The organism is Ochrobactrum sp. EDr1-4 (genome assembly GCF_049199085.1).
Lineage (GTDB): Bacteria > Pseudomonadota > Alphaproteobacteria > Rhizobiales > Rhizobiaceae > Brucella.
On the sequence record NZ_JBLZOF010000006.1, the window covers coordinates 135,142 to 155,298 of the forward strand.

Consider the following 20,157-nt stretch of genomic DNA (forward strand, 5'->3'; position numbering starts at 1 on the left):
AAAGCCCGTTCGAAATCTGCTGAAGCGGCAGATCACGTCGCAGCAAAAAACTGATCGTTGAAACTGCTGTCTAGCCGACGATTGCGAAGGAATCGCGTGTCTTGCCAGATGCCGTTTTGATCGGGCGATGGCCGATCCATTGCACATGCCGGGCGAGGATGGTCGTTGCGGCTTCAATGTCATTCTGACGAAGGGCGGTTAAAATAGCCCGGTGGTCATGATCGGTGCGAGTTTCCCATTCCGACCGCCATGTGGCGAACAAAAAGCGCGCACTGGCTGCATGCAGATCGTCAATGGTCGCAAGTAAGCGTGGCATGTTGCAGGGTTCGAGAATCAGCCGGTGAAAGCGACGATTGGCTTCTTCCCAGCTTCTGACGTCGCGTGATTTATCACCTTCGACTGTGGCTTGTTCTGCTGCATCCAGTGTAGCGCGTGTGATGTGCGGTGCCGCATGGCGCAATGCCAGCACTTCAAGAGCCGCGCGCATTTCCGCCACTTCACGAATTTCTTTGATGTCGAAAGAAGCAACCCGAACACCGCGCCTTGGCTCTGAAATTGCAAGCCCTTGTGCTTCCAGCCGTCGAAACGCTTCGCGGACAGGCACATGGCTTGTTTCGAACTCTTCAGCAATATGATCCTGCCGCAACTTAACACCCGGCTCGATCTCGCCGGCAATGATGCGGTCGGCGAGTATGCGGCTGATACGGGTAGCAATTGTTTCGCTGGTGGTATTGCTGGAATGCTGTTTCATGGCTTTATAGATAAAGCTGTTTGGGTCCGGGCGTCGACAGCTAATCGCATAATTGACAGAGGAATTTGTAATTTGGCGCTTTTGCTGGACGAATGGGCCTCAATTCCTTATAACGCGCCCATTCTGCACGGAAAGCACGCTGGCCCGAGCTGTGGCCTGCCCTCTTCTCAAGTGACGCTTTCTCCGTGCGCTTCATTTGAACCGAACAGGGGTGCCATGGCTGGCCATTCACAGTTTAAGAATATCATGCACCGCAAAGGCCGTCAGGATGCCGTGCGGTCGAAAATGTTTTCCAAGCTCGGACGCGAAATTACCGTTGCGGCCAAGCAGGGTCTGCCTGACCCATTGATGAACCCGCGCCTGCGTCTGGCTATCCAGAATGCCAAAGCGCAGTCCATGCCGAAAGACAATATTGAACGCGCCATTAAGAAGGCCGCTGGCAATGACGGCGAAAACTACGATGAAGTGCGTTACGAGGGCCGTGGCCCCGGTGGCGTTATGGTTATCGTTGAAGCCCTGACCGACAACCGCAATCGAACAGCCTCCAATGTCCGCGCAGCTTTCACCAAGTCCGGTGGCGCGCTGGGCGAAACCGGATCGGCTGCGTTCATGTTCGATCGCGTTGGCGAAATCGTCTACAAGATTGCCGTTGGCGACGCCGATACCGTCATGGAAGCGGCGATTGAAGCCGGTGCTGACGATGTTCAGACAGGCGAAGAGGAGCATGTGATCCTCTGCGCCTTTGAAGACATTGGCGACGTTTCGAAAGCGCTGGAAACAGCGCTTGGTGAAGCCGAATCGATCAAGACGATCTGGAAGCCACAGACCAACACTGAACTGGATGAAGAAAAGGCACGCTCCGTGCTGAAGCTTCTCAACGTGCTTGAAGATGATGATGACGTTCAGAACGTCTACAGCAACTTCGAAGTCAGCGATGAAGTGATGGAAAAGCTGAGCGCCTAAGTTCCGGTCTCAGTTCTAAATCTTGAAACTCCCGGCTCGTCCGGGAGTTTTTTATTGGGTCTTCGCTTGAAATGCAGACAACAAAAAACCCCGCCGGAGCGAGGTTTTTCGTAATCTCATCAATGACGGTATTAGATACCGAGATTGCCGAAACGGTTCTTGAACTTGGAAACGCGGCCACCGCGATCAAGCATGGTCTGCGAACCACCGGTCCAAGCTGGGTGCGTCGATGGATCGATATCGAGATTCATCGTATCGCCTTCTTTGCCCCATGTGGAACGGGTTGTGTATTCCGAACCATCGGTCATCACGACCTTGATGGTGTGGTAGTCGGGATGGATATCAGCTTTCATCTTCTCAATCCTGAAAGTCTGGGAAGAAAAGCCCAGCTCTAGTGTTTAAAACTGCGGCACTTTCGCCCGATGGTCAATATGAAGACCCGTTACCAACGGCAACGGCTTCCAAAAGGGTTGGCGAGCCTATACATCAGGCGCACGGCAATAACAAGGGCGCAATCTCAAGAATGGCCAGCACAGACAGTCAAATTCGCATGAATCCTGATTTCAATACGCAAGAAGATCGGAAACGCCGCTCGCTCAAGCCTTTGAAGCGGATGATCCCATTTCTCTCGCGTTATAAGAGTCTGGTCGTTGGCGCGCTTTTTTCGCTGGTCCTTGCTGCTGCCACCACCCTCGCAGTTCCTGTTGCCGTTCGCCGGATGATTGATCACGGTTTCTCAGGCGCTGATGCGATCTTCGTCAATAATTACTTCGTCATGCTGGTGGCACTGGCGCTTGTGCTGGCGCTGGCGTCCGGGCTTCGCTATTTCTTTGTGATCTCGCTTGGCGAGCGTGTTGTGGCTGATCTGCGCAATGCCGTGTTTTCGCATGTGACCAGCCTTTCGACCGAGTTCTTTGACCGCTCGCAGTCTGGCGAAATCGTTTCGCGACTGTCAGTCGATACCACGCAGATTAAGTCGGTTGTGGGTGCGACGGCCTCTGTTGCTTTGCGCAACATGATTCTCGGTATTGGTGCGTTGATCATGATGGTCGTCACCAGCCCCAAGCTATCCATGTTGGTGATTGCCGCCATTCCGCTGATTGTTATTCCGCTGATTGCGTTTGGCCGCTCGGTACGTCGTCGCTCGCGAATGACGCAGGATATGCTGGCCCATGCCAATGCCTATGCCAGCGAACAGATTGGTGCCATGCGCACTTTGCAGGCTTTCACCAATGAAAATATGGTTGTGGGGCGCTTTGCAGGTGCCGTTGAAAAAGCTTATCAAGCCGCACGTTCATCCATCAAAGCACGCGCTATTCTCACCGGCTTTGCGATCTTTCTGATCTTTGCCAGTGTTGTTGCGGTGCTGTGGTTTGGCTCGCGCGATGTCCTGTCGGGCACAATGAGCGCCGGTACGTTGGGCCAGTTTGTTCTTTACGCTGTGTTTGCAGCCAGTGCATTCGGTGCGCTTTCCGAAGTCGGTGGCGAACTTGCGCAAGCCGCTGGTGCTACTGAGCGTCTTGCTGAGATCCTCGATGAAAATCCGGGCATCGCGGCACCTTTGAAACCTGTTGCTCTTCCAGAGCCTGCACGTGGTGAAATCAGCTTCGATAATGTGCATTTTTCTTATCCGACGCGTCCTGACGCTCCATCGCTCAATGGCGTCAGCTTCACTGTAAAGCCCGGTGAGACGGTTGCGATTGTCGGGCCATCTGGCGCTGGCAAAAGCACGATCTTCTCGCTGGTGATGCGTTATTACGATCCTCAGACGGGTTCTGTGCTGATGGACGGTGTAGCTTTGCCAAATGCTGATCCGGCTAAGGTGCGCGAACGCATTGCAGTCGTGCCGCAAGACGTTGTGATCTTTGCTACGAGCATTCGTGAAAATATCGGCTTTGGTAAGCCGGGTGCGAGTGATGCGGACATTGAAGCTGCAGCGAAAGCAGCACTCGCGCATGATTTTATTTTGGCACTCGATAAGGGCTATGACACGGAAGTCGGCGAACGCGGCGTGACGCTTTCAGGCGGTCAGCGTCAGCGTATAGCGATTGCGCGCGCGATTCTGCGGGCGGCACCTGTTCTGCTGCTGGATGAGGCAACCTCGGCACTTGATGCAGAAAGCGAAATGCTGGTGCAGAAAGCACTGGATAGCTTGATGGATAATCGCACCACGCTGGTTGTGGCGCATCGTCTGGCTACGGTTCTGAAAGCCGACCGCATTCTCGTGCTCGATAAAGGGCAGATTGTCGAAGAGGGCACTCATCAGACGCTGGTTGAAAAGGGCGGGATTTATGCCCGTCTGGCCAAGCTTCAGTTTGAAGCCGGTTCCGGCGTTTTCGGAAAATAAAAAAGGGGCTAAGCGCCCCTTTATTTATTTTGCGCGCATCTTATCCGAAAACCGCTTCACACTTTTCGGGACGCGCTAAATTATCTCTCAGTCAGTTTCAACTCAATGCGGCGATTTCTGGCACGGGCATCGGGCGCATCGGAGCTGTCAAGCGGCTGATACTCGCCAAAGCCTGCCGCGACCAGACGATTGGGCGGAACACCATTGGCGATCAAGTCTTTCACCACAGCTGTTGCACGCGCCGAGGAAAGCTCCCAGTTGTCGCGGAAACGACCAGTTCCTGCGAGTGGCACATTGTCGGTATGACCATCCACACGCAGCACCCAGTTGATGTCATCCGGGATTTCCTGATTGAGCGTGATGACTGCCTCGGCGAGCTTCTTCATTTCATCCAGGCCGGCGGGATTGAGATCAGACGAGCCGGTCGGGAAAAGAACTTCCGACTGAAAGACGAAGCGGTCTCCGACAATGCGGATGTTTTCCTTGTCGGACAGAATCGCGCGCAGACGACCAAAGAAGTCAGAACGATAGCGGTTCAACTCCTGCACACGCTGTGCAAGTGCCACATTCAGGCGGCGACCAAGATCGGCAATTTTAGCGTTGGATTCGCGATCACGCGATTCGGACGCATTGAGTGCATCTTCCAGTGCGCCAATCTGACGACGAAGTGCTGAAATCTGCTGGTTGAGCAATTCAACCTGTGAAAGCGCACGTACGCTAACCTGCTTTTCCGCATCAAGGCTCTGGCCCAGCTCACCAGCGCGCTTTTCAGCGGCAGCACCTGCGCCGGTTCCTTCATTGAGTAGCGCTTGCAAGCGGGAACGCTCGCTCTCGGCACCTGACAAGGATGCTTGCAGATCTGCAATTGTATCCTGCATGTCCTGTGAGTTGCTTTTTTCGAGTGAGAGAAGCTGTGTCAGTTCCTGTATCTGGCTGTTAAGGCGAGCGAGAGCGGTGTCTTTGGTATCGACATCGCGGCTTAATAGAAACTGCCCCAGCACGAACACTGTGAGTAGGAACATGATGGCCAGCAGCAATGTCGTCAGCGCATCGACGAAGCCGGGCCAATAATCGACATGACGTTGCGGGCGGCGGTTACGGCCTAGAGCCATGCTGCTTACTCCGGCCGTTTGCTGTCAGTGGGGCGACCCGGAGCGCGCTCGGCAGGGGCTCTGGAAGCAATGGCCTCGTTGAGACGTCCAAGCGTTTCGCGAATGGCCTTTTGCTCATCCGTCTGCTTCTCAACCCAATCGCGCATCAACTGCTGTTCGCTGCGCATGCTTTTGACAAGCCCCTGAATGCCTTCTGCAAGATTGGCAAGCGCTGCCGTTGTGCGCTGGCTTGAAGCCTCGCCACCTTGCAGGTTTTGCACATGCTCGGCGAGATTGCGGATGCCGCCGAGATGTTCATCGGTGCTGAGATCCGAACCGAGATCGGTCACGGATGAGAGCCAATTTTCAAGCTCGGTATAGAAACGATTCTGCGCACGGCCCGACTGCAAGTCGAGGAAGCCAAGAATCAACGAACCCGAAAGACCAAACAGTGAGGACGAGAACGCCGTTCCCATACCCGACAGCGGTGCTTGCAAACCAGCTTTGAGCGAATCAAGCACATCGGTTGTGCTGCCCGAACTCGGGTCCAGTGATTGGATGGTCTGGCCAATAGAGCCTACCGTTTCGAGCAGCCCCCAGAACGTGCCAAGCAGACCCAGAAAGACCAGCAAGCCGATCAGATAGCGCGAAATATCGCGGCTTTCATCAAGGCGCGAGGCAATCGAGTCGAGAATGGTTCGGGTGGATGTTGTGGTCAGCGCCATCGACTGTCTGCGACCGATCAGAGCGCGCATTGGTGCAAGAAGCACAGGCGGACGTGTAGTGCCGTCGCGCTCGCCGTCGCGGAATGAATTGACCCAGCGGATTTCTGGCAGCAACCGCAGCACCTGTCCAAAGGCCAGCAGAATACCGATGAGCAGCACGCCGAAGATCAGTCCATTCAGGCCGGGATTGGTGACGAAAAATGTATGGATCTGCCGCATCAGGACTGCTGCAAGGAATGCAACAATGATGAGAAAGATCACCATGGATAGAATGACAATTCTCGGGCTGCTCAGGCGGTAGGGGTCGTAGTCCCGTGTATCGTCGAGGCGTTCCCGTGAAAGTCTCAGATCGCTCATGCGTTTGGCTCCATGGATATCCATTGGGATAATCTGTCGCGGGGGAGCCTACTGCATAATTTAGCGAAGCGGAATCGCTTAAACACAAAAAATAATGCGCCCCGGTTGGAATACCGGAGCGCAGTAAAACATAAAAATAGGAAGCTGATCAGATTGGCTTGTTGACCGTCTTGAGCAACGCCTTCTGAATGATTTCGTTGCCCGCAACGATGGTCTTCGTGTCAAAAATGTCCTGACCACCCTTTTTGTCGGATACAAAACCACCGGCTTCGCGGATCATCAGGATGCCTGCGCCGAGATCCCACGGATGCATGCCGTCTTCCCAGAAACCATCAAGGCGACCTGCTGCGACATAAGCGAGATCAAGAGCAACGGCACCCATGCGGCGGATACCCGATGTTTCAGCCATGACATTGCGCAGTTCGACAAGGTATTGGCCGTGGCCGGGGCGACCAAGATGCGGAATGCCGGTGCCGATCACGCAATCAACCAGCTTGTTGCGGGCAGCAACGCGCAGACGACGATCATTGAGGAACGCGCCGCCGCCGCGTTCAGCGGTGTAAAGCTCGTCCATAGCCGGATTGTAAATTACGCCAGCAACGATCTGTCCCTGACGCTCAAGAGCGATAGAGACTGCGAAAACAGGAATACCATGAAGGAAGTTTGTGGTGCCGTCGAGCGGATCGACCAGCCAGCGATGCTGTCCGTCTTTCGATTCAACCTCGCCCGATTCTTCCATCAGGAAGCCAAAATCCGGGCGGGCGCGGCTCAGTTCTGTGTAGATAACTTTTTCCGCTTTGCGGTCAGCCTGGCTGACATAATCGCCGGGGCCTTTGAGAGAAACCTGAAGGTTCTGCACTTCGCCGAAATCGCGCGCAAGGCCGCGTCCGGCTTTCATAGCGGCCTGAACCATAACATTGAGAAGGGCTGAACGCGCCATCTGATCGTCCTTTTAGAAGCGCATTCCGAAACCTGTGAGCTGGCTTTCGAAAAAGATGCGCGTTGATAAATCACAGAGCGCCGATCTGATGAGATCAAACCTATGGCACTCAGAACTGAGCAAGCTGAGAAAGAACTGTCGCATTCCTCTTAAAAGAGGATGGACTGCGGCGCCGGTTCTAAAGGCGCCGCATGATTTTAAATATTCGATTATGCGCGGCTGATATAGGTCAGTTCGCTTGTATCAACGATCACGCGTTCACCCGAAGCGATGAATGGTGGAACGAGGATACGAATACCATTTTCAAGAACAGCTGGCTTGTAAGAAGAAGCAGCAGTCTGGCCCTTAACGACCGGATCAGCTTCAACGATTGCAAGTGTAACCTGTTCTGGAAGACGAATGCCGATTGGCTTTTCTTCGTAGAGTTCAACGGTAACCATCATGCCGTCCTGAAGGAAGGCTGCGCGGTCGCCAACGAAATCTTTCAGAAGTTCAAGCTGTTCGTAGGTTTCGGTGTCCATGAAAACCAGAGCTTCGCCCTGTTCGTAAAGGAACGAGAAGTCCTTCTGTTCCAGACGAACGCGCTCTACGGTTTCAGCTGCGCGGAAACGTTCGTTAAGCTTGGTGCCGGTGATGAGGTTCTTCAGTTCAACCTGATTGTAAGCGCCGCCTTTACCAGGCTTGACTGCATTGGTCTTAACCGCTGCCCACAGGCCGCCATCATGTTCGATAACATTGCCTGGGCGGATTTCGTTACCATTGATCTTCATAAGATTAATCCGGGAGTAAATGTGAAACTGTTGCGGCCCGGCGCATCACGACAGAAAGGCAATCTCTCGCTTGTTTGCAGGGATTGCGTCCATCTTTAACTCGAACCACGATAATCGGGCTCTCCAAGACCATAAAATAGCGCTTTGTGCAAGCCTGAGCCGTAAATCAGCGGGTCAGCTCATCAAAAAACTGTCTGGTTTTATCGAACACGCAGATTGTTTGCGATCTGGATTGCCTGCTTAAGCTGATCATCAGCCAACCCATCCATCATGTCATTGAGGTCTGGTGAGCGATAACCGGCGCGCTGAGCAACGATATACCACGCAGCTGATTTGACCGTATCACCATCTGTGCCGATACCGTCGCGATAAAGTCTTGCAAGCCAGGCTTGAGCCAGAACCATGCCGCGCTGTGCTGCAATCTGCATCCAGCCAAAGCCCTGCTCGTAATTGCGATCACCGCCCCGGCCCTCAACCAGCCAACGGCCCAGATCATATTGTGCCGTGTCATAGCCCTTGCGCGCAGCGCGCAGCAGATATTCACGCGCTTTCTTGTCGTCATGCGGGATTTTGTCAGTGCCGTTGGCGTAAATCTGGCTCAAGGCATATTCTGCATCGGCGAGCTGCGCGTTGGCAGCTTTCTCAAACCACGGGAAAGCTGCATCAATGCCAGAAGCTGTTGTCGCTTTCATCATGACCAGCTGACCGTAATTGAACTGCGCCATGGCATTGCCGCTTTCGGCAGCCTTTTGCATCAGTTCTGTCGCCTTGGCTGTGTCTTTTTTGACGTACTGGCCTTGAAGCAGCAAGGCGGCATAGCGAAACTGCGCTTCATGCACACCCTTATCCGCGGCTTTGGCATACCATTCGGCGGCTTTTTTCTGATCCGCAGGTACACCCAGACCACGCGCATAGATTTCTGCCACAAGTGTCTGTGAAGCTGGATCGCCTTGCTCAGCCTTTGGTTTCGCCAGATTAAATGCGGTCAGATAAAGCCCACGCTGATAGGCACCGAAGGCTTCATCCGCTGGTTTGTCGCCAAACCTGCTTGGGTCAATTGCAGGCAAAGCACTGGTTGATGCCGGTTGCGGCAGCATCTTGGGCTTGTCAGCAGGCTTATCGCTTTTCTTGTCGTGTTTCTTTTGCACGCCTGCGGGTTCGCCAGCAGTTCCGGCAGCATGGGCAACCGGAAAAGATGCAGCGAATATCAAAGCTGTGGCGAGAAGAATTTTGCTCTTCATGGGGCGTACAAAACCTTGGGCGTTATTTCTCGAAACGAGGTGCGTGTTCGTCGAGAAGCCGGTTGGCTTCCGCAACAGCTTCCGCAGGGTTTTCTGCTTCAAATATGGCACTACCAAGGGCGACGAAATCTGCACCGGTTTCTGCGGCGGCGATGACGCTTTCCAACGTGTTGCCAGCTTGTGCGACGCTCGGAATTTCAACGAGTTCGGACCACCATTCAGCCAAAGACAGATTGCGCGGATGCGCATCGGGCTTTTTGTCAGCGCCAATCTTGCCGAAGAAAACGTAGTCAGGCTGCAGTTCGCCGATTTCCATAGCACTATGGCGATCACGCAGATTGCCCGTGCCAACGATGAATTTCGGTGTGTGCTTTTCGATTGCTTCAGCAAGCTCAGCTGCTTTTCCTTCAATGTGGATGCCATCGGCACCAACACGGCCCGCAATGCGCGTATCATTTAGGATGATCGCGGCAGCACCTTTTTCCTGAATGACGGCAACGGCCTTCTGGGCCGATGCCTGAAATGTGGCTTCATCCAGATCAGTGCCATCGAGAATCACACTTGCAACGTCGCCGCCTGACAAGGCTGCCGATAACAGTTTTGCGAGTGCATCCCCATTTGCGATGGGTGGTGCAACCAGCAAAAGGCGGCAGCGATCATTGTTTTGTTTAGCAGTTGGCGCGTTCATAAACCAAACCTAGCGAAAAATGTTGATGGAATTCGGGCATAAAGTAAGAGGCGTTGCTTGAACAGCCCCTTTGCATTTTAACGCTTTTGTTGCGGGAGCGGGAAACCCCTGTGTTGGCATAATGTTATCCACTGGAACGAAAGTTGATTGGAACCAACCGCGTTCTCACCGAATTACCAGTTATATAGGCGGCAATGAGTGCTGCGCTATCGCAGACTGAAATATAAACAGCAGGCAGGCGAAATGACGAATGAAACGGCGAAAATAGTGCCAAAGGTCCGCGACACACGCATTGATGTGTTTCGCGCGCTGGCACTGCTTACGATTTTCATCAATCATGTGCCCGGAACCTTTTTCGAGCATTTCACGCATAAGAATCTCGGCTTTTCGGATTCGGCAGAAGCTTTTGTTCTGATTTCAGGCATGGCAGTGGCACTGGCCTATGGATCGAAGTTTGCTCCGGGCAATCGTCTTATGCTGACGTTGAAAATGTGGCGTCGCGCCTGTGTGCTTTATACGGCGCACATTATGACGACGCTCGCGACGATTGGCATTTTTGCCTCTGCCGCGATTTTCCTCAAGCATCGTGAACTTCTGACACAGATCAATATTGGCCCACTGGTCAAGCAGCCGGTTGAGGCACTTCTCGGTCTGGTTACGCTTGGTCACCAGCTCGGCTACAATAATATTCTCTCGATGTATGCGGTTGTGCTTCTACTTACACCACTGTTGCTTTTGCTCGCTCGTATCAGCCTGTCGCTGATGCTCGGTGTGTCGGGCATGGTGTGGTTGCTTGCGGGTCTCTATCATGTGGCTCCGGTGAACTACCCGACAGAGGGCGTCTGGTTCCTTAATCCGCTATCATGGCAGTTCCTGTTTGCTATCGGTATTGCTGGCACCATCCATGTGCGTCGTGGCGGCAAGCTGCCGACCAATCCAGCATTGATTGCTGCTTCCGTTGGCTATCTGGTTCTTTCGCTGGCTTGGGTCCGTATTCCGCTTTGGGGTATTGATGTTTCAATGGGCATGCCTGCGGTTCTGACTGGCTTCGACAAGACGTTTTTGTCGGCTCCACGTCTTTTGCATGTGCTCGCCATGGCTTATCTGATCGCCGTTGTGCCAACGCTTAACAGCATCGCGCGTACCTCGCCGGATAACCCACTCGCGATTCTCGGCAAGCATTCGCTGCCGGTGTTTATTGCCGGTACGTTGTTGGCGATGGTTGCGCAGGTCATGAAGCTCGTTAATCCGGGTGGCCTTCCATACGACGCTTTGCTTATTGCGACGGGTGTAGTGATGCAGTTTGCGCTGGCTTATTATCTGGAATGGCTCCCAACCATTGGCTGGGGCAAGAAGCCTGCCGCAAAACCGGCCGCGGAAGGTTCAAAGGCTTCGCTTGGAGCCAATCCAAAACCCGCACTTCAGAGAATGTAATTAAAAGCCGCCTTCGGGCGGCTTTTATGTTTGCGGATTATTCCACAGCTGGCGCTCAGAATTAACCAATCATTAATCTTAACGGCGTTTAATGGTTTACATCCAGTTCGGCTGGATTCTTACCGAGTGGTGAAGCCACTTTGTTTGACGCCTCCCTGTTAAACTCCTGAGAGCCGCCTTTGCGGCTCTTTTTTTTATGGTTTTGTGGGAATCGCCTGTTTTCTGGCGAAACTGGCGTCAATGCCTTTCAGAGTTTATTCAAAAGCATTTTAAAAAATTAACCGAATGTTAAACATAAACTTGCGCGGCGGTGCATGAAGGTGCAGTTTATCGTGGACTTGCCCGATCAAGCTGTTCCGTCCCAGCTCTCCCCATGATCGAACAGCAGTTCATTCTATTATTTCACGCACATTTTGACAGTGCGCGAGCAACAAAATAATCGCAGATGCGTTTATGTAAGGTGGCAGAGCAGTGATTAGCGAACAGGGACAGATGCCGGGCAATATGATCAGCCTCGCTGAGCGCATGGTTTTCTCAGATTCGTTCAAGCCGATTTACAGTGAAGGCATGGACATGGTTGAGGAAGCCGCCAGCTATCTCGACGGCGAAGGCCGTGAGGAAGCGCGCAATCTCTCGCGTGTTGCCGCAACCCTTTATGCTGCCGAATCGATGCGTCTGACCACACGTCTTATGCAGGTTGCTTCATGGCTGTTGCTGCAGCGAGCAGCGCGTAATGGCGAAATGTCCCGCAAGCAGGTTGAAGCTGAAAAGGCCAAAGTTCGTCTTGATACGCCGTCTGCCGGTGATCTCGCGACAGGTTGGAACGAGTTGCCATTCGCTTTCATCGAACTCATCGAACGTTCTATCCGCTTACAGGCACGCGTTCGCCGTATGGATCGCAACGTTTATGGTGAAGTTGTCGCTTTGCAGAGTGCGCCGCGGGGCAATCCGGTTTCCGATCAGATTGTGCTGCTGAAGACTGCTTTCGGCGCGTCTTAAGTAAAATCTGCGCAGTCTTATTGCGTCTGCGGATGCAATGTTTCTCTTTTGTTCACATTTGTGCTGTCAAGTGAACCTGTCTGAGGATAGGGTTCACTTATGAAAGAAACGATTCGCATCATTGGTATTGATCCGGGGCTCCGCCGTACCGGCTGGGGCGTTGTGGAATCGCTTGGAAATTCCCTGCATTTTATCGGCTCCGGCACTGTGACCTCGAATGCTGAGATGGATCTCGCTTCAAGGCTTTGCCAGTTGCATGAAGGACTGTCTAAAGTCCTGCATGAATTCATGCCGCATGAAGCAGCCGTTGAACATACATTCGTCAATAAGGATGCGACGGCGACGCTGAAGCTTGGTCAGGCGCGTGGTATTGCACTTCTGGCACCTGCACAGGCTGGGCTCCCGGTTGCGGAATATGCGCCGAATGCTGTCAAGAAGGCGGTCATTGGCGTGGGCCATGGTGAAAAGCAGCAAATTCATATGATGGTGAAGGTTTTGATGCCGCGCGCAACGTTCGATACGAGCGATGCTGCCGATGCGCTTGCCATTGCTATTTGCCATGCGCATCATCGTCAGAGCATTGTCAGCGCACGCAGAATGCAGGCGTTATTAGCGGGATAAAACCAGAATGATCGGCAAGCTTAAAGGCGTGATCGATGAAATTGCTGATGATCATGCCGTCATTGACGTGCATGGTGTTGGCTATGTTGTCTTCTGTTCTTCTCGCACGCTCGGTAATCTGGGCGGAGAAGGCGAGGCGGCGGTGTTGCTGATCGAAACCTATGTGCGAGAGGATATGATCCGCCTTTATGGTTTCGGATCACAGCTTGAACGCGAATGGTTCCGCCTGTTGCAGAATGTGCAGGGCGTGGGTGCCAAGGTTGCGCTCGCGGTGCTTGGCACTTTGACGCCACCTGAACTTGCAAACGCAATTGCGCTTCGTGATCTCGCTATGGTTTCGCGTGCGCCGGGTGTTGGTAAAAAAGTTGCCGAACGTATTGTTACGGAGTTGAAGAACAAGGCACCGGCCTTTGCAGGGGACGCCAGCGGCACCATCGGGCTTAAGCAGGAACTCGGCGAGGGCGTTGCATCAGCGCCGGTTAGCGATGCAGTCTCGGCTCTCTCCAATCTTGGTTATTCGCGCGATCAGGCGGCAAATGCTGTGGCCGCGGCTCTCAGAGAAGCTGGGGAAGATGCCGATTCGGCCAAGCTTATTCGTCTTGGTTTGAAGGAACTGTCGCGTTGAGTGACTTGTCTCAAGTGAACGTTCATGCGAGAGGACTGGCATGAGCGACCGCAATCCTCTTATTGATGCTGATCTGCGTGGTGACGACGCCGACAGAACTTTACGCCCGCAAACACTGGATGATTTTGTGGGGCAGGCCGCTGCGCGCGCCAATCTCAAAGTATTTATCGAGGCTGCAAAAGTGCGCGGTGAAGCGCTGGATCATGTCCTGTTTGTCGGCCCTCCGGGATTGGGAAAGACCACGCTTGCGCAGATCATGTCGAAAGAGCTGGGTGTTAATTTCCGTTCGACCTCTGGTCCGGTGATTGCCAAGGCAGGTGATCTTGCAGCTCTGCTGACCAATCTTGAAGACCGCGATGTGCTGTTTATTGATGAAATCCATCGTCTCAGCCCGGCTGTTGAAGAAATTCTCTACCCGGCGATGGAAGACTTTCAGCTTGATCTCATCATTGGTGAAGGGCCGGCGGCCCGTTCGGTGAAGATTGATCTTGCGAAATTTACGCTGGTCGCAGCAACGACGCGTCTTGGGCTTCTGACGACGCCGTTGCGGGATCGTTTCGGCATTCCGGTCCGGCTCAATTTTTATACGGTCGAAGAACTTGAATATATTGTGCGCCGTGGTGCGCGCATCATGCAGATGGGCATTTCACCGGATGGTGCGTTAGAAGTTGCGCGTCGTTCACGTGGTACACCGCGTATTGCAGGCCGTTTGTTGCGGCGCGTGCGCGATTTCGCGCTGGTCGCAGGTGTTGATGTTATTGATCGTAAGATCGCCGATGAAGCTCTCTCGCGGCTGGAAGTCGATAATCGTGGTTTCGATCAGCTTGACCGGCGTTATCTCGATATGATTGCACGCAATTTTGGTGGCGGACCAGTCGGTATCGAAACCATTGCAGCGGGCCTGTCGGAACCGCGTGATGCGATTGAAGATATTATTGAACCCTATATGATTCAGCAGGGCTTTTTGCAGCGCACACCACGGGGTCGCGTTTTAACAGCGTTGGCGTGGCAACATATGGGCCTGACAGCGCCCACTGAGGTTACGCAGCAATCGCAGTTTGGCCTTTTCACGGAAGACGAATAGATATGAACCATGCACAGGTTGCGGGCGAACTCAAAGACGGCACGCATCATCTCTATGCACGCATCTATTATGCCGACACCGATTTTTCAGGTTTCGTCTATCACGGTCGTTATCTCGAATTTTATGAGCGTGGCCGCACGGATTTCCTGCGGCTTCAGGATGTTCATCATATTGAGCTTGCCGAAGGTTCGCTTGGCGAAGAGATGGTTTGGGTCGTCCGCCGTATGGAGATCGACTATAAATCACCTGCAAAAATGGACGATCTTATTTTGATCGAAACGCGTGTCAGCGAAATTCGTGGCGCACGTGTCATCATGGCGCAAAAAATCACCTGTGGTGAGCGACTGCTTTCGGAAGCAAAAGTCGAGGCCGTGATGATCACGAAAGAAGGCCAGCCGCGCCGAATACCCGATGAATGGCGTGACGCTTTCACAAAAGCTGGCTGATTTTTAGAGATGCCCTGCAATATTTTACGGGCAAGCTCGTCTTGTCAGCAAATGCTAACGCATATTTAACCATAATATCGGATTAATCACGCTGACGGATTCGGTTGAGAGGCTCGTTACGGTGTAACGCCTTCCTTTCACCAAAATTAACCATGACAAGCGCTTGAGGATTTAAAGCTAAAATCCGGTTATGGCGGTTGGGGCGTTCGGCAGCGGACGTTTTTCGAGTAATTTGCAATGCCGCCCGGTCACAATGCCGGGCGTTTGGATTCGAGGACGGTAGATCGATGGAAAATATTGCGCTCGCGGCCCCTGCCGCCGATATTACCCTCTGGGGCCTGTTTATGCATGCGGGCTGGGTGGTCAAGCTTGTGATGCTCGGCCTGATAGGTGCATCGGTCTGGACCTGGGCAATCATCGTCGACAAGATTGTTTCCTATCGTCGCGCTCGCGGCGCGATGGAGCGTTTTGAGCAGGCGTTCTGGTCAGGACAGTCGCTGGAAGAACTCTACCGCACGCTCAATGAACGCCGTACCACCGGCATGGCCTCCATTTTTATTGCCGCGATGCGTGAATGGAAAAAGTCGTTTGAGAAAGGTGCGCGCTCGCCGATTGGTTTGCAGATGCGTATCGATAAAGCGATGGATGTGGCGCTGGCGCGTGAGGGCGAAAAGCTCGATTCCCGCCTTGGCTTCCTTGCAACGACGGGTTCTGCTGCACCATTCGTCGGTCTGTTCGGAACGGTTGTGGGTATCATGACCTCGTTCCAGGCGATTGCCGCTTCCAAGAATACAAGCCTTGCAGTTGTGGCACCGGGTATCGCGGAAGCACTGCTTGCAACGGCGATTGGTCTGCTCGCCGCTATCCCTGCGGTTATCGCTTATAACAAGCTTTCAGCAGATGCGGGCAAGATCAGCGGACGCCTCGAAGGCTTTGCCGATGAGTTCTCCGCCATACTGTCGCGCCAAATTGATGAGAAGCTGACGCCGCGCAGCTAAGCATGTCGCGGAAAAGTAGGAACCGGTTTTCCGATAACGACATACGTGAAAACAAAAAATAAAGCGTTCCAGCAAAAACAGTTGAAATCGAGCCTTCGGGAAACTTGCAATGGGCATGTCAGTTGGAAATCAGGGAATGCAGTCGGGTGGTCGCCGCAGGCGTGGCCGCAAGAAGGCATTGATGAGCGAAATCAACGTTACGCCATTCGTGGACGTGATGCTGGTTCTGCTGATCATCTTCATGGTTTCCGCACCGCTTCTGACTGTTGGTGTGCCAATTGATCTGCCGGATACGCAGGCAAAATCGATGAACGCCGACACGCAGCCGATCACTGTCTCGGTGAACAACGAAGGCAAGATCTATCTTCAGGAAACTGAAATTCCGATTGATGAAGTTGTCGCTAAACTTCAGGCGATTGCCAAGACTGGCTACGAAGAGCGCATCTTCGTGCGCGGTGACAAGGCTGCCGATTACGGCACTGTCATGAAGGTCATGGCTCGCATTTCCGCCGCCGGTTTCAAGAATATCGGCCTTGTGACCCTCCAGGAGCAGGATAGCTGACGCCATTATGAAGGCTGGCCTTACATCTTCTGTTGTGTTCCATGTCGTGTTGATCGGGATGGGAATCTTCTCTTTTTCCTCACCGAAGTCATTCGAAGTGCAGGATTCAGAGTCGTTTCCGGTCGACATCGTGCCAATTGAATCGATCACGCAAATTCAGCAGGGCGATAAAAAAGCGCCGATGAAGGAAAAGTCGGCACCTATTCCGACCACAAAGCCGCAGACCGTGCCAGATGCGCAGGAGTTTGGTGATCAAAGCGTTGATAGCCAGACACCGCCTACACCTGACACCAAGGCAAAACCGCTTGAAGCCGCTGAAGAGCCAAAGGCGCAGCCAGAGCCGGTAAAAAAGCCAGAGCCTAAACCCGATCCAAAGCCTGAACCTAAACCGCAGGATAAGCCGACGCCGGTTCCTGCTACCGAAGTTCAGACCAAGCCGGAAGAAAAACAGGAAGTGAAGCCTGACCCGGTCGCGGAAGCGATTGAGAAGCAGGTCGAAGCTCCTGATCAGGCTGCACCGAAATTGCCGGATAATGTTCCTGCACCGCAGGAAAAGCCAAAGCCTCCGCAGGCGCAGACGGCCAAGACACCGGACCGCAAGCCTGTTGAAGAGAAGAAGCCGACGCAGTCAGCTTCGCAGACGTCGCAGTCTAAGAATGATGCTATTGCTGACGAAGTGGCAGCACTGCTTAATAAGCAGAAGGCTTCCGGCGGTGGTGCAAAGCGTTCGACCGATCAGGCATCGCTGGGCGGCAAAAAGAATACGGGTGGCTCGAAACTGAGCCAGAATGAAATGGATGCGCTTCGTGGCGCAATCTCGAAGTGCTGGAACGTGCCAGCGGGTGTTGCAGATGCGCCCGGACTGGTTGTGACAGTTAAGATGAAACTCAATCAGGATGGCTCTATTCAGGGCTCGCCTGAAGTGACATCCGGTGGTGGTGGCGATGGTGTTGGCCGAGCCGCAGCAGAAAGCGCTCGTCGCGCAGTGGCACGTTGCGCACCGTACAATCTGCCAGCAGATAAATATGACAATTGGTCGGAAGTGATTGTTAACTTCGACCCAAGCGAAATGTTCTGACCGGGTTCCGGTTGCAGTTAAGTTCCATGCCAAGGACAAAAGAGGTCCCCGAAGACATGAAAATGGGCATTATGAAAACGAAGATCCGAGCAGCCCTTTCGGCTTTGGCCTGTGTCATTGCCGCAAGTTTTGTTGCAACCGCTCCTGCGCATGCCGTGGTCGAAATCAACATCAACAAGGGTGTTGTCGAACCATTGCCGATTGCGATCACCGATTTCCTTTCTGGCGATCAACTTGGTGCCAATATCAGTTCCGTGATTGCAGCAGATCTTGAACGATCTGGCCTGTTTGCGCCGATCAGCAAAAGCGCATTTATCGAACAGATTTCCAATCCTGATGCGTCTCCGCGTTTTGAAGACTGGAAGGTCATCAATGCGCAGGCGCTGGTGACCGGTCGCATTACCAAGCAGCCAGATGGCCGCCTGAAGGCGGAGTTCCGTCTCTGGGATACGTTTGGTGGACAACAGCTGATTGGTCAGCAGTTCTTTACCACGCCTGATAACTGGCGTCGTGTTGCGCACATTATCGCTGATGCGATTTATGAGCGCCTGACCGGTGAAAAAGGTTACTTCGATACCCGCGTCGTTTTTGTTGATGAATCTGGTCCAGCTCAGAAGCGCGTCAAGCGTTTGGCGATCATGGATCAGGATGGTGCCAATATTCGTTACCTTTCCGATGGCCGCGACATGGCGTTGACCCCGCGTTTTTCGCCAAACCGTCAGGAAGTGACTTATATGTCCTTTGCTGGTGGCCAGCCGCGCGTTTACCTGTTGCAGCTTGAAACCGGCCAGCGCGAGCTGGTTGGCAACTTCCCCGGCATGTCGATTGCACCGCGCTTTTCGCCCGATGGCCAGAAGGTTGTCATGAGCCTTCTTCAGGATGACGGCAGCGCGAATATCTACACTATGGATCTGCGTAACCGCACCACGACACGTCTGACCAACAGTCAGGCAATCGATACCAGTGCGTCTTACTCGCCGGATGGTTCGCAGATTGTGTTCTCGTCTGATCGTGGCGGACGTCCGCAGCTCTACGTGATGGGCGCTGATGGCTCCAATCCACGCCGTATCTCGTCGGGTGATGGCAGCTACTCGACCCCGGTTTGGTCCCCACGTGGTGATCTCATCGCCTTCACCAAGCAGTCGCAAGGCCAATTCTCGATTGGCGTTATGAAGACTGATGGTACGGGTGAGCGACTGCTGACCTCCGGCTTCCACAATGAAGGTCCGACCTGGGCACCAAATGGCCGCGTGCTGATGTTCTTCCGCAAGGCATCGGGTGCCGGTGGTCCGAAGCTCTTCAGTATCGATCTGACGGGACGTAATGAACGCCAAATCCAGACACCGAACTTCGGTTCTGATCCGGCCTGGTCGCCATTGCTTGAGTAGTTTTGGTGTGAGTTGGAATGAGTTTAGGGCGCGAGGCATCGGTTTCGCGCCTTTTTCATGGCAAAATGCCACAATTATAGCCTTGGAGCCGTGTTTCTGCCTCATTTAGCCCTCAAGGGCTAAAAGCAGAATTGCAACCGGATAAAAACGGTTCGCAGATGGTCGCAAGAAATTATTAACCATACTTCTTGAGCCTGTTTTAACCTAAATATGATTATTGGTTGGTTACGCAGGAACATCAAATCTTAAGGAGCTCCGGCCCATGCGCCGTATCCAGTCGATTGCACGTAGCCCGATCGCTATTGCCCTTTTCATGTCGCTCGCCGTTGTTGGTTGTGCGTCGAAAAAGAACCTTCCGAACAATGCCGGTGATCTTGGCTTGGCTGGTGGCGCTTCAACGCCCGGCTCCGCTCAGGACTTCACTGTAAATGTCGGTGACCGCATTCTGTTTGACCTCGATTCGTCGCTGATCCGTTCGGATGCGCAGCAGACATTGTCGAAGCAGGCACAGTGGTTGCAGCGTTACCCACAGTACTCCATCACTGTCGAAGGTCATGCCGACGAACGTGGTACACGTGAGTACAACCTTGCACTCGGCCAGCGTCGTGCTGCTGCAACCCGTGACTTCCTTGCAGCCCGTGGCGTTCCAACCAGCCGTATGCGTACCGTTTCCTACGGCAACGAGCGTCCAATCGCTGTTTGCGATAACAACTCTTGCTGGTCGCAGAACCGTCGTGCCGTTACCGTTCTTAACGGTGCTGGCAGCTAAGTTTCAGAAAATAGTCTGAACCTAATCAGAGAAAAGCGGTCTTCGGGCCGCTTTTTTCTGTTCAGACGTCAGGTAATTGTCTTTTCGACAAATTTTGGCCGAACTCACCTGTGTCATAGGGAAAGCATCTATGCTTTTTAAGGTTTTTCTCTAATAACTGAAAAGAACCGCGGAAATTCAGGTGTTCAGAAAATGTTCAGGCATCGTGTTTGATTGTTTATCCAGACCTTGGTGGTCGCGGTTTATAGTTTCAGGGCACCATCATTTTTCGACAATGAGC

The 20,157-nt window shown here is 53.3% G+C and carries 21 protein-coding genes; 13 read left to right on the forward strand and 8 right to left on the reverse strand.

The genetic code is table 11. The features are described from left to right. Positions 1-70: 70 nt before the first annotated feature. Positions 71-751, reverse strand: coding sequence for a GntR family transcriptional regulator (locus ACOZHT_RS18020; protein WP_339513182.1), 681 nt, complete (start codon positions 749-751; stop codon positions 71-73). A 216-nt stretch (positions 752-967) separates the two neighbouring features. On the opposite strand from ACOZHT_RS18020, the gene ACOZHT_RS18025 reads away from it, so the two are divergent. Continuing rightward, positions 968-1,714 (forward strand): YebC/PmpR family DNA-binding transcriptional regulator, encoded by a 747-nt coding sequence (locus tag ACOZHT_RS18025; protein ID WP_339513184.1) that lies wholly within the window; start codon positions 968-970, stop codon positions 1,712-1,714. A 131-nt stretch (positions 1,715-1,845) separates the two neighbouring features. Here ACOZHT_RS18025 and rpmE read toward each other — a convergent pair whose 3' ends face one another. Further along, the gene (gene rpmE, locus ACOZHT_RS18030) at positions 1,846-2,067 is read right to left on the reverse strand and encodes a 50S ribosomal protein L31 (RefSeq protein WP_339513186.1); all 222 of its coding nucleotides are present in this window, start codon (positions 2,065-2,067) and stop codon (positions 1,846-1,848) included. 197 nt (positions 2,068-2,264) lie between these two features. Here rpmE and ACOZHT_RS18035 point away from each other — a divergent pair, with 197 nt between their 5' ends. Continuing rightward, positions 2,265-4,061: an ABC transporter transmembrane domain-containing protein gene (locus ACOZHT_RS18035; RefSeq protein WP_421566196.1), complete on the forward strand. Its 1,797-nt coding sequence runs from the start codon at positions 2,265-2,267 to the stop codon at positions 4,059-4,061. An 80-nt stretch (positions 4,062-4,141) separates the two neighbouring features. Here the strand turns inward: ACOZHT_RS18035 and ACOZHT_RS18040 are convergent, their stop codons facing one another. The 6 genes from ACOZHT_RS18040 to ACOZHT_RS18065 form a co-directional block, all read right to left on the reverse strand. After that, positions 4,142-5,173: a peptidoglycan -binding protein gene (locus tag ACOZHT_RS18040; protein WP_339513188.1), complete on the reverse strand. Its 1,032-nt coding sequence runs from the start codon at positions 5,171-5,173 to the stop codon at positions 4,142-4,144. A 5-nt stretch (positions 5,174-5,178) separates the two neighbouring features. Further along, positions 5,179-6,234, reverse strand: coding sequence for a flagellar motor protein MotA (locus tag ACOZHT_RS18045; protein ID WP_339513189.1), 1,056 nt, complete (start codon positions 6,232-6,234; stop codon positions 5,179-5,181). Positions 6,235-6,382: 148 nt separating this feature from the next. After that, positions 6,383-7,174: an inositol monophosphatase family protein gene (locus tag ACOZHT_RS18050; protein WP_339513191.1), complete on the reverse strand. Its 792-nt coding sequence runs from the start codon at positions 7,172-7,174 to the stop codon at positions 6,383-6,385. Between the two features lie 209 nt (positions 7,175-7,383). Continuing rightward, complete coding sequence (gene efp, locus ACOZHT_RS18055) at positions 7,384-7,944, reverse strand: elongation factor P (RefSeq protein ID WP_339513193.1); 561 nt, start codon at positions 7,942-7,944, stop codon at positions 7,384-7,386. Positions 7,945-8,144: 200 nt separating this feature from the next. After that, on the reverse strand, positions 8,145-9,185 hold the full coding sequence (locus ACOZHT_RS18060) for a tetratricopeptide repeat protein (RefSeq protein WP_339513194.1): 1,041 nt from the start codon (positions 9,183-9,185) through the stop codon (positions 8,145-8,147). Positions 9,186-9,207: 22 nt separating this feature from the next. After that, positions 9,208-9,873 carry a thiamine phosphate synthase gene (locus tag ACOZHT_RS18065; protein WP_339513195.1) on the reverse strand — a complete coding sequence of 222 codons (666 nt, stop codon included), beginning with the start codon at positions 9,871-9,873 and terminating at the stop codon, positions 9,208-9,210. Positions 9,874-10,116: 243 nt separating this feature from the next. On the opposite strand from ACOZHT_RS18065, the gene ACOZHT_RS18070 reads away from it, so the two are divergent. From ACOZHT_RS18070 to pal, 11 genes are all read left to right on the forward strand, one after another. Continuing rightward, positions 10,117-11,307, forward strand: a complete 1,191-nt coding sequence (locus tag ACOZHT_RS18070; protein WP_339513196.1) for an OpgC family protein — start codon at positions 10,117-10,119, stop codon at positions 11,305-11,307. Between the two features lie 492 nt (positions 11,308-11,799). Continuing rightward, complete coding sequence (locus tag ACOZHT_RS18075; protein ID WP_339513317.1) at positions 11,800-12,306, forward strand: DUF1465 family protein; 507 nt, start codon at positions 11,800-11,802, stop codon at positions 12,304-12,306. Positions 12,307-12,405: 99 nt separating this feature from the next. After that, a complete protein-coding gene (ruvC, locus tag ACOZHT_RS18080; RefSeq protein WP_310015271.1) occupies positions 12,406-12,927 on the forward strand; it encodes a crossover junction endodeoxyribonuclease RuvC in 522 nt (173 codons plus the stop codon). Between the two features lie 7 nt (positions 12,928-12,934). Then, positions 12,935-13,552 carry a Holliday junction branch migration protein RuvA gene (ruvA, locus tag ACOZHT_RS18085; RefSeq protein WP_339513199.1) on the forward strand — a complete coding sequence of 206 codons (618 nt, stop codon included), beginning with the start codon at positions 12,935-12,937 and terminating at the stop codon, positions 13,550-13,552. Between the two features lie 40 nt (positions 13,553-13,592). Continuing rightward, positions 13,593-14,636, forward strand: coding sequence for a Holliday junction branch migration DNA helicase RuvB (ruvB, locus tag ACOZHT_RS18090; protein ID WP_339513201.1), 1,044 nt, complete (start codon positions 13,593-13,595; stop codon positions 14,634-14,636). A gap of 2 nt (positions 14,637-14,638) precedes the next feature. Then, entirely contained in the window at positions 14,639-15,082 is a 444-nt protein-coding gene (ybgC, locus tag ACOZHT_RS18095) for a tol-pal system-associated acyl-CoA thioesterase (protein ID WP_339513203.1), read from the forward strand. A gap of 287 nt (positions 15,083-15,369) precedes the next feature. Continuing rightward, a complete protein-coding gene (gene tolQ, locus ACOZHT_RS18100; protein WP_339513205.1) occupies positions 15,370-16,080 on the forward strand; it encodes a protein TolQ in 711 nt (236 codons plus the stop codon). 109 nt (positions 16,081-16,189) lie between these two features. After that, positions 16,190-16,642, forward strand: a complete 453-nt coding sequence (tolR, locus tag ACOZHT_RS18105) for a protein TolR (protein ID WP_339513207.1) — start codon at positions 16,190-16,192, stop codon at positions 16,640-16,642. Between the two features lie 7 nt (positions 16,643-16,649). Next, the gene (locus ACOZHT_RS18110) at positions 16,650-17,720 is read left to right on the forward strand and encodes a hypothetical protein (protein ID WP_339513209.1); all 1,071 of its coding nucleotides are present in this window, start codon (positions 16,650-16,652) and stop codon (positions 17,718-17,720) included. A 56-nt stretch (positions 17,721-17,776) separates the two neighbouring features. Further along, on the forward strand, positions 17,777-19,108 hold the full coding sequence (tolB, locus tag ACOZHT_RS18115; protein WP_339513210.1) for a Tol-Pal system beta propeller repeat protein TolB: 1,332 nt from the start codon (positions 17,777-17,779) through the stop codon (positions 19,106-19,108). 262 nt (positions 19,109-19,370) lie between these two features. Beyond that, positions 19,371-19,877 carry a peptidoglycan-associated lipoprotein Pal gene (gene pal, locus ACOZHT_RS18120; protein ID WP_339513212.1) on the forward strand — a complete coding sequence of 169 codons (507 nt, stop codon included), beginning with the start codon at positions 19,371-19,373 and terminating at the stop codon, positions 19,875-19,877. The last annotated feature ends 280 nt before the right edge of the window (positions 19,878-20,157 follow it).

Bases quoted from the DNA above. Each gene is read 5' to 3' on its own strand.
- ACOZHT_RS18020 (WP_339513182.1), bottom strand. From the start codon at position 751: ATGAAACAGCATTCCAGCAATACCACCAGCGAAACAATTGCTACCCGT.
- ACOZHT_RS18025 (WP_339513184.1), top strand. From the start codon at position 968: ATGGCTGGCCATTCACAGTTTAAGAATATCATGCACCGCAAAGGCCGT.
- rpmE (WP_339513186.1), bottom strand. From the start codon at position 2,067: ATGAAAGCTGATATCCATCCCGACTACCACACCATCAAGGTCGTGATG.
- ACOZHT_RS18035 (WP_421566196.1), top strand. From the start codon at position 2,265: ATGAATCCTGATTTCAATACGCAAGAAGATCGGAAACGCCGCTCGCTC.
- ACOZHT_RS18040 (WP_339513188.1), bottom strand. From the start codon at position 5,173: ATGGCTCTAGGCCGTAACCGCCGCCCGCAACGTCATGTCGATTATTGG.
- ACOZHT_RS18045 (WP_339513189.1), bottom strand. From the start codon at position 6,234: ATGAGCGATCTGAGACTTTCACGGGAACGCCTCGACGATACACGGGAC.
- ACOZHT_RS18050 (WP_339513191.1), bottom strand. From the start codon at position 7,174: ATGGCGCGTTCAGCCCTTCTCAATGTTATGGTTCAGGCCGCTATGAAA.
- efp (WP_339513193.1), bottom strand. From the start codon at position 7,944: ATGAAGATCAATGGTAACGAAATCCGCCCAGGCAATGTTATCGAACAT.
- ACOZHT_RS18060 (WP_339513194.1), bottom strand. From the start codon at position 9,185: ATGAAGAGCAAAATTCTTCTCGCCACAGCTTTGATATTCGCTGCATCT.
- ACOZHT_RS18065 (WP_339513195.1), bottom strand. From the start codon at position 9,873: ATGAACGCGCCAACTGCTAAACAAAACAATGATCGCTGCCGCCTTTTG.
- ACOZHT_RS18070 (WP_339513196.1), top strand. From the start codon at position 10,117: ATGACGAATGAAACGGCGAAAATAGTGCCAAAGGTCCGCGACACACGC.
- ACOZHT_RS18075 (WP_339513317.1), top strand. From the start codon at position 11,800: ATGCCGGGCAATATGATCAGCCTCGCTGAGCGCATGGTTTTCTCAGAT.
- ruvC (WP_310015271.1), top strand. From the start codon at position 12,406: ATGAAAGAAACGATTCGCATCATTGGTATTGATCCGGGGCTCCGCCGT.
- ruvA (WP_339513199.1), top strand. From the start codon at position 12,935: ATGATCGGCAAGCTTAAAGGCGTGATCGATGAAATTGCTGATGATCAT.
- ruvB (WP_339513201.1), top strand. From the start codon at position 13,593: ATGAGCGACCGCAATCCTCTTATTGATGCTGATCTGCGTGGTGACGAC.
- ybgC (WP_339513203.1), top strand. From the start codon at position 14,639: ATGAACCATGCACAGGTTGCGGGCGAACTCAAAGACGGCACGCATCAT.
- tolQ (WP_339513205.1), top strand. From the start codon at position 15,370: ATGGAAAATATTGCGCTCGCGGCCCCTGCCGCCGATATTACCCTCTGG.
- tolR (WP_339513207.1), top strand. From the start codon at position 16,190: ATGGGCATGTCAGTTGGAAATCAGGGAATGCAGTCGGGTGGTCGCCGC.
- ACOZHT_RS18110 (WP_339513209.1), top strand. From the start codon at position 16,650: ATGAAGGCTGGCCTTACATCTTCTGTTGTGTTCCATGTCGTGTTGATC.
- tolB (WP_339513210.1), top strand. From the start codon at position 17,777: ATGAAAATGGGCATTATGAAAACGAAGATCCGAGCAGCCCTTTCGGCT.
- pal (WP_339513212.1), top strand. From the start codon at position 19,371: ATGCGCCGTATCCAGTCGATTGCACGTAGCCCGATCGCTATTGCCCTT.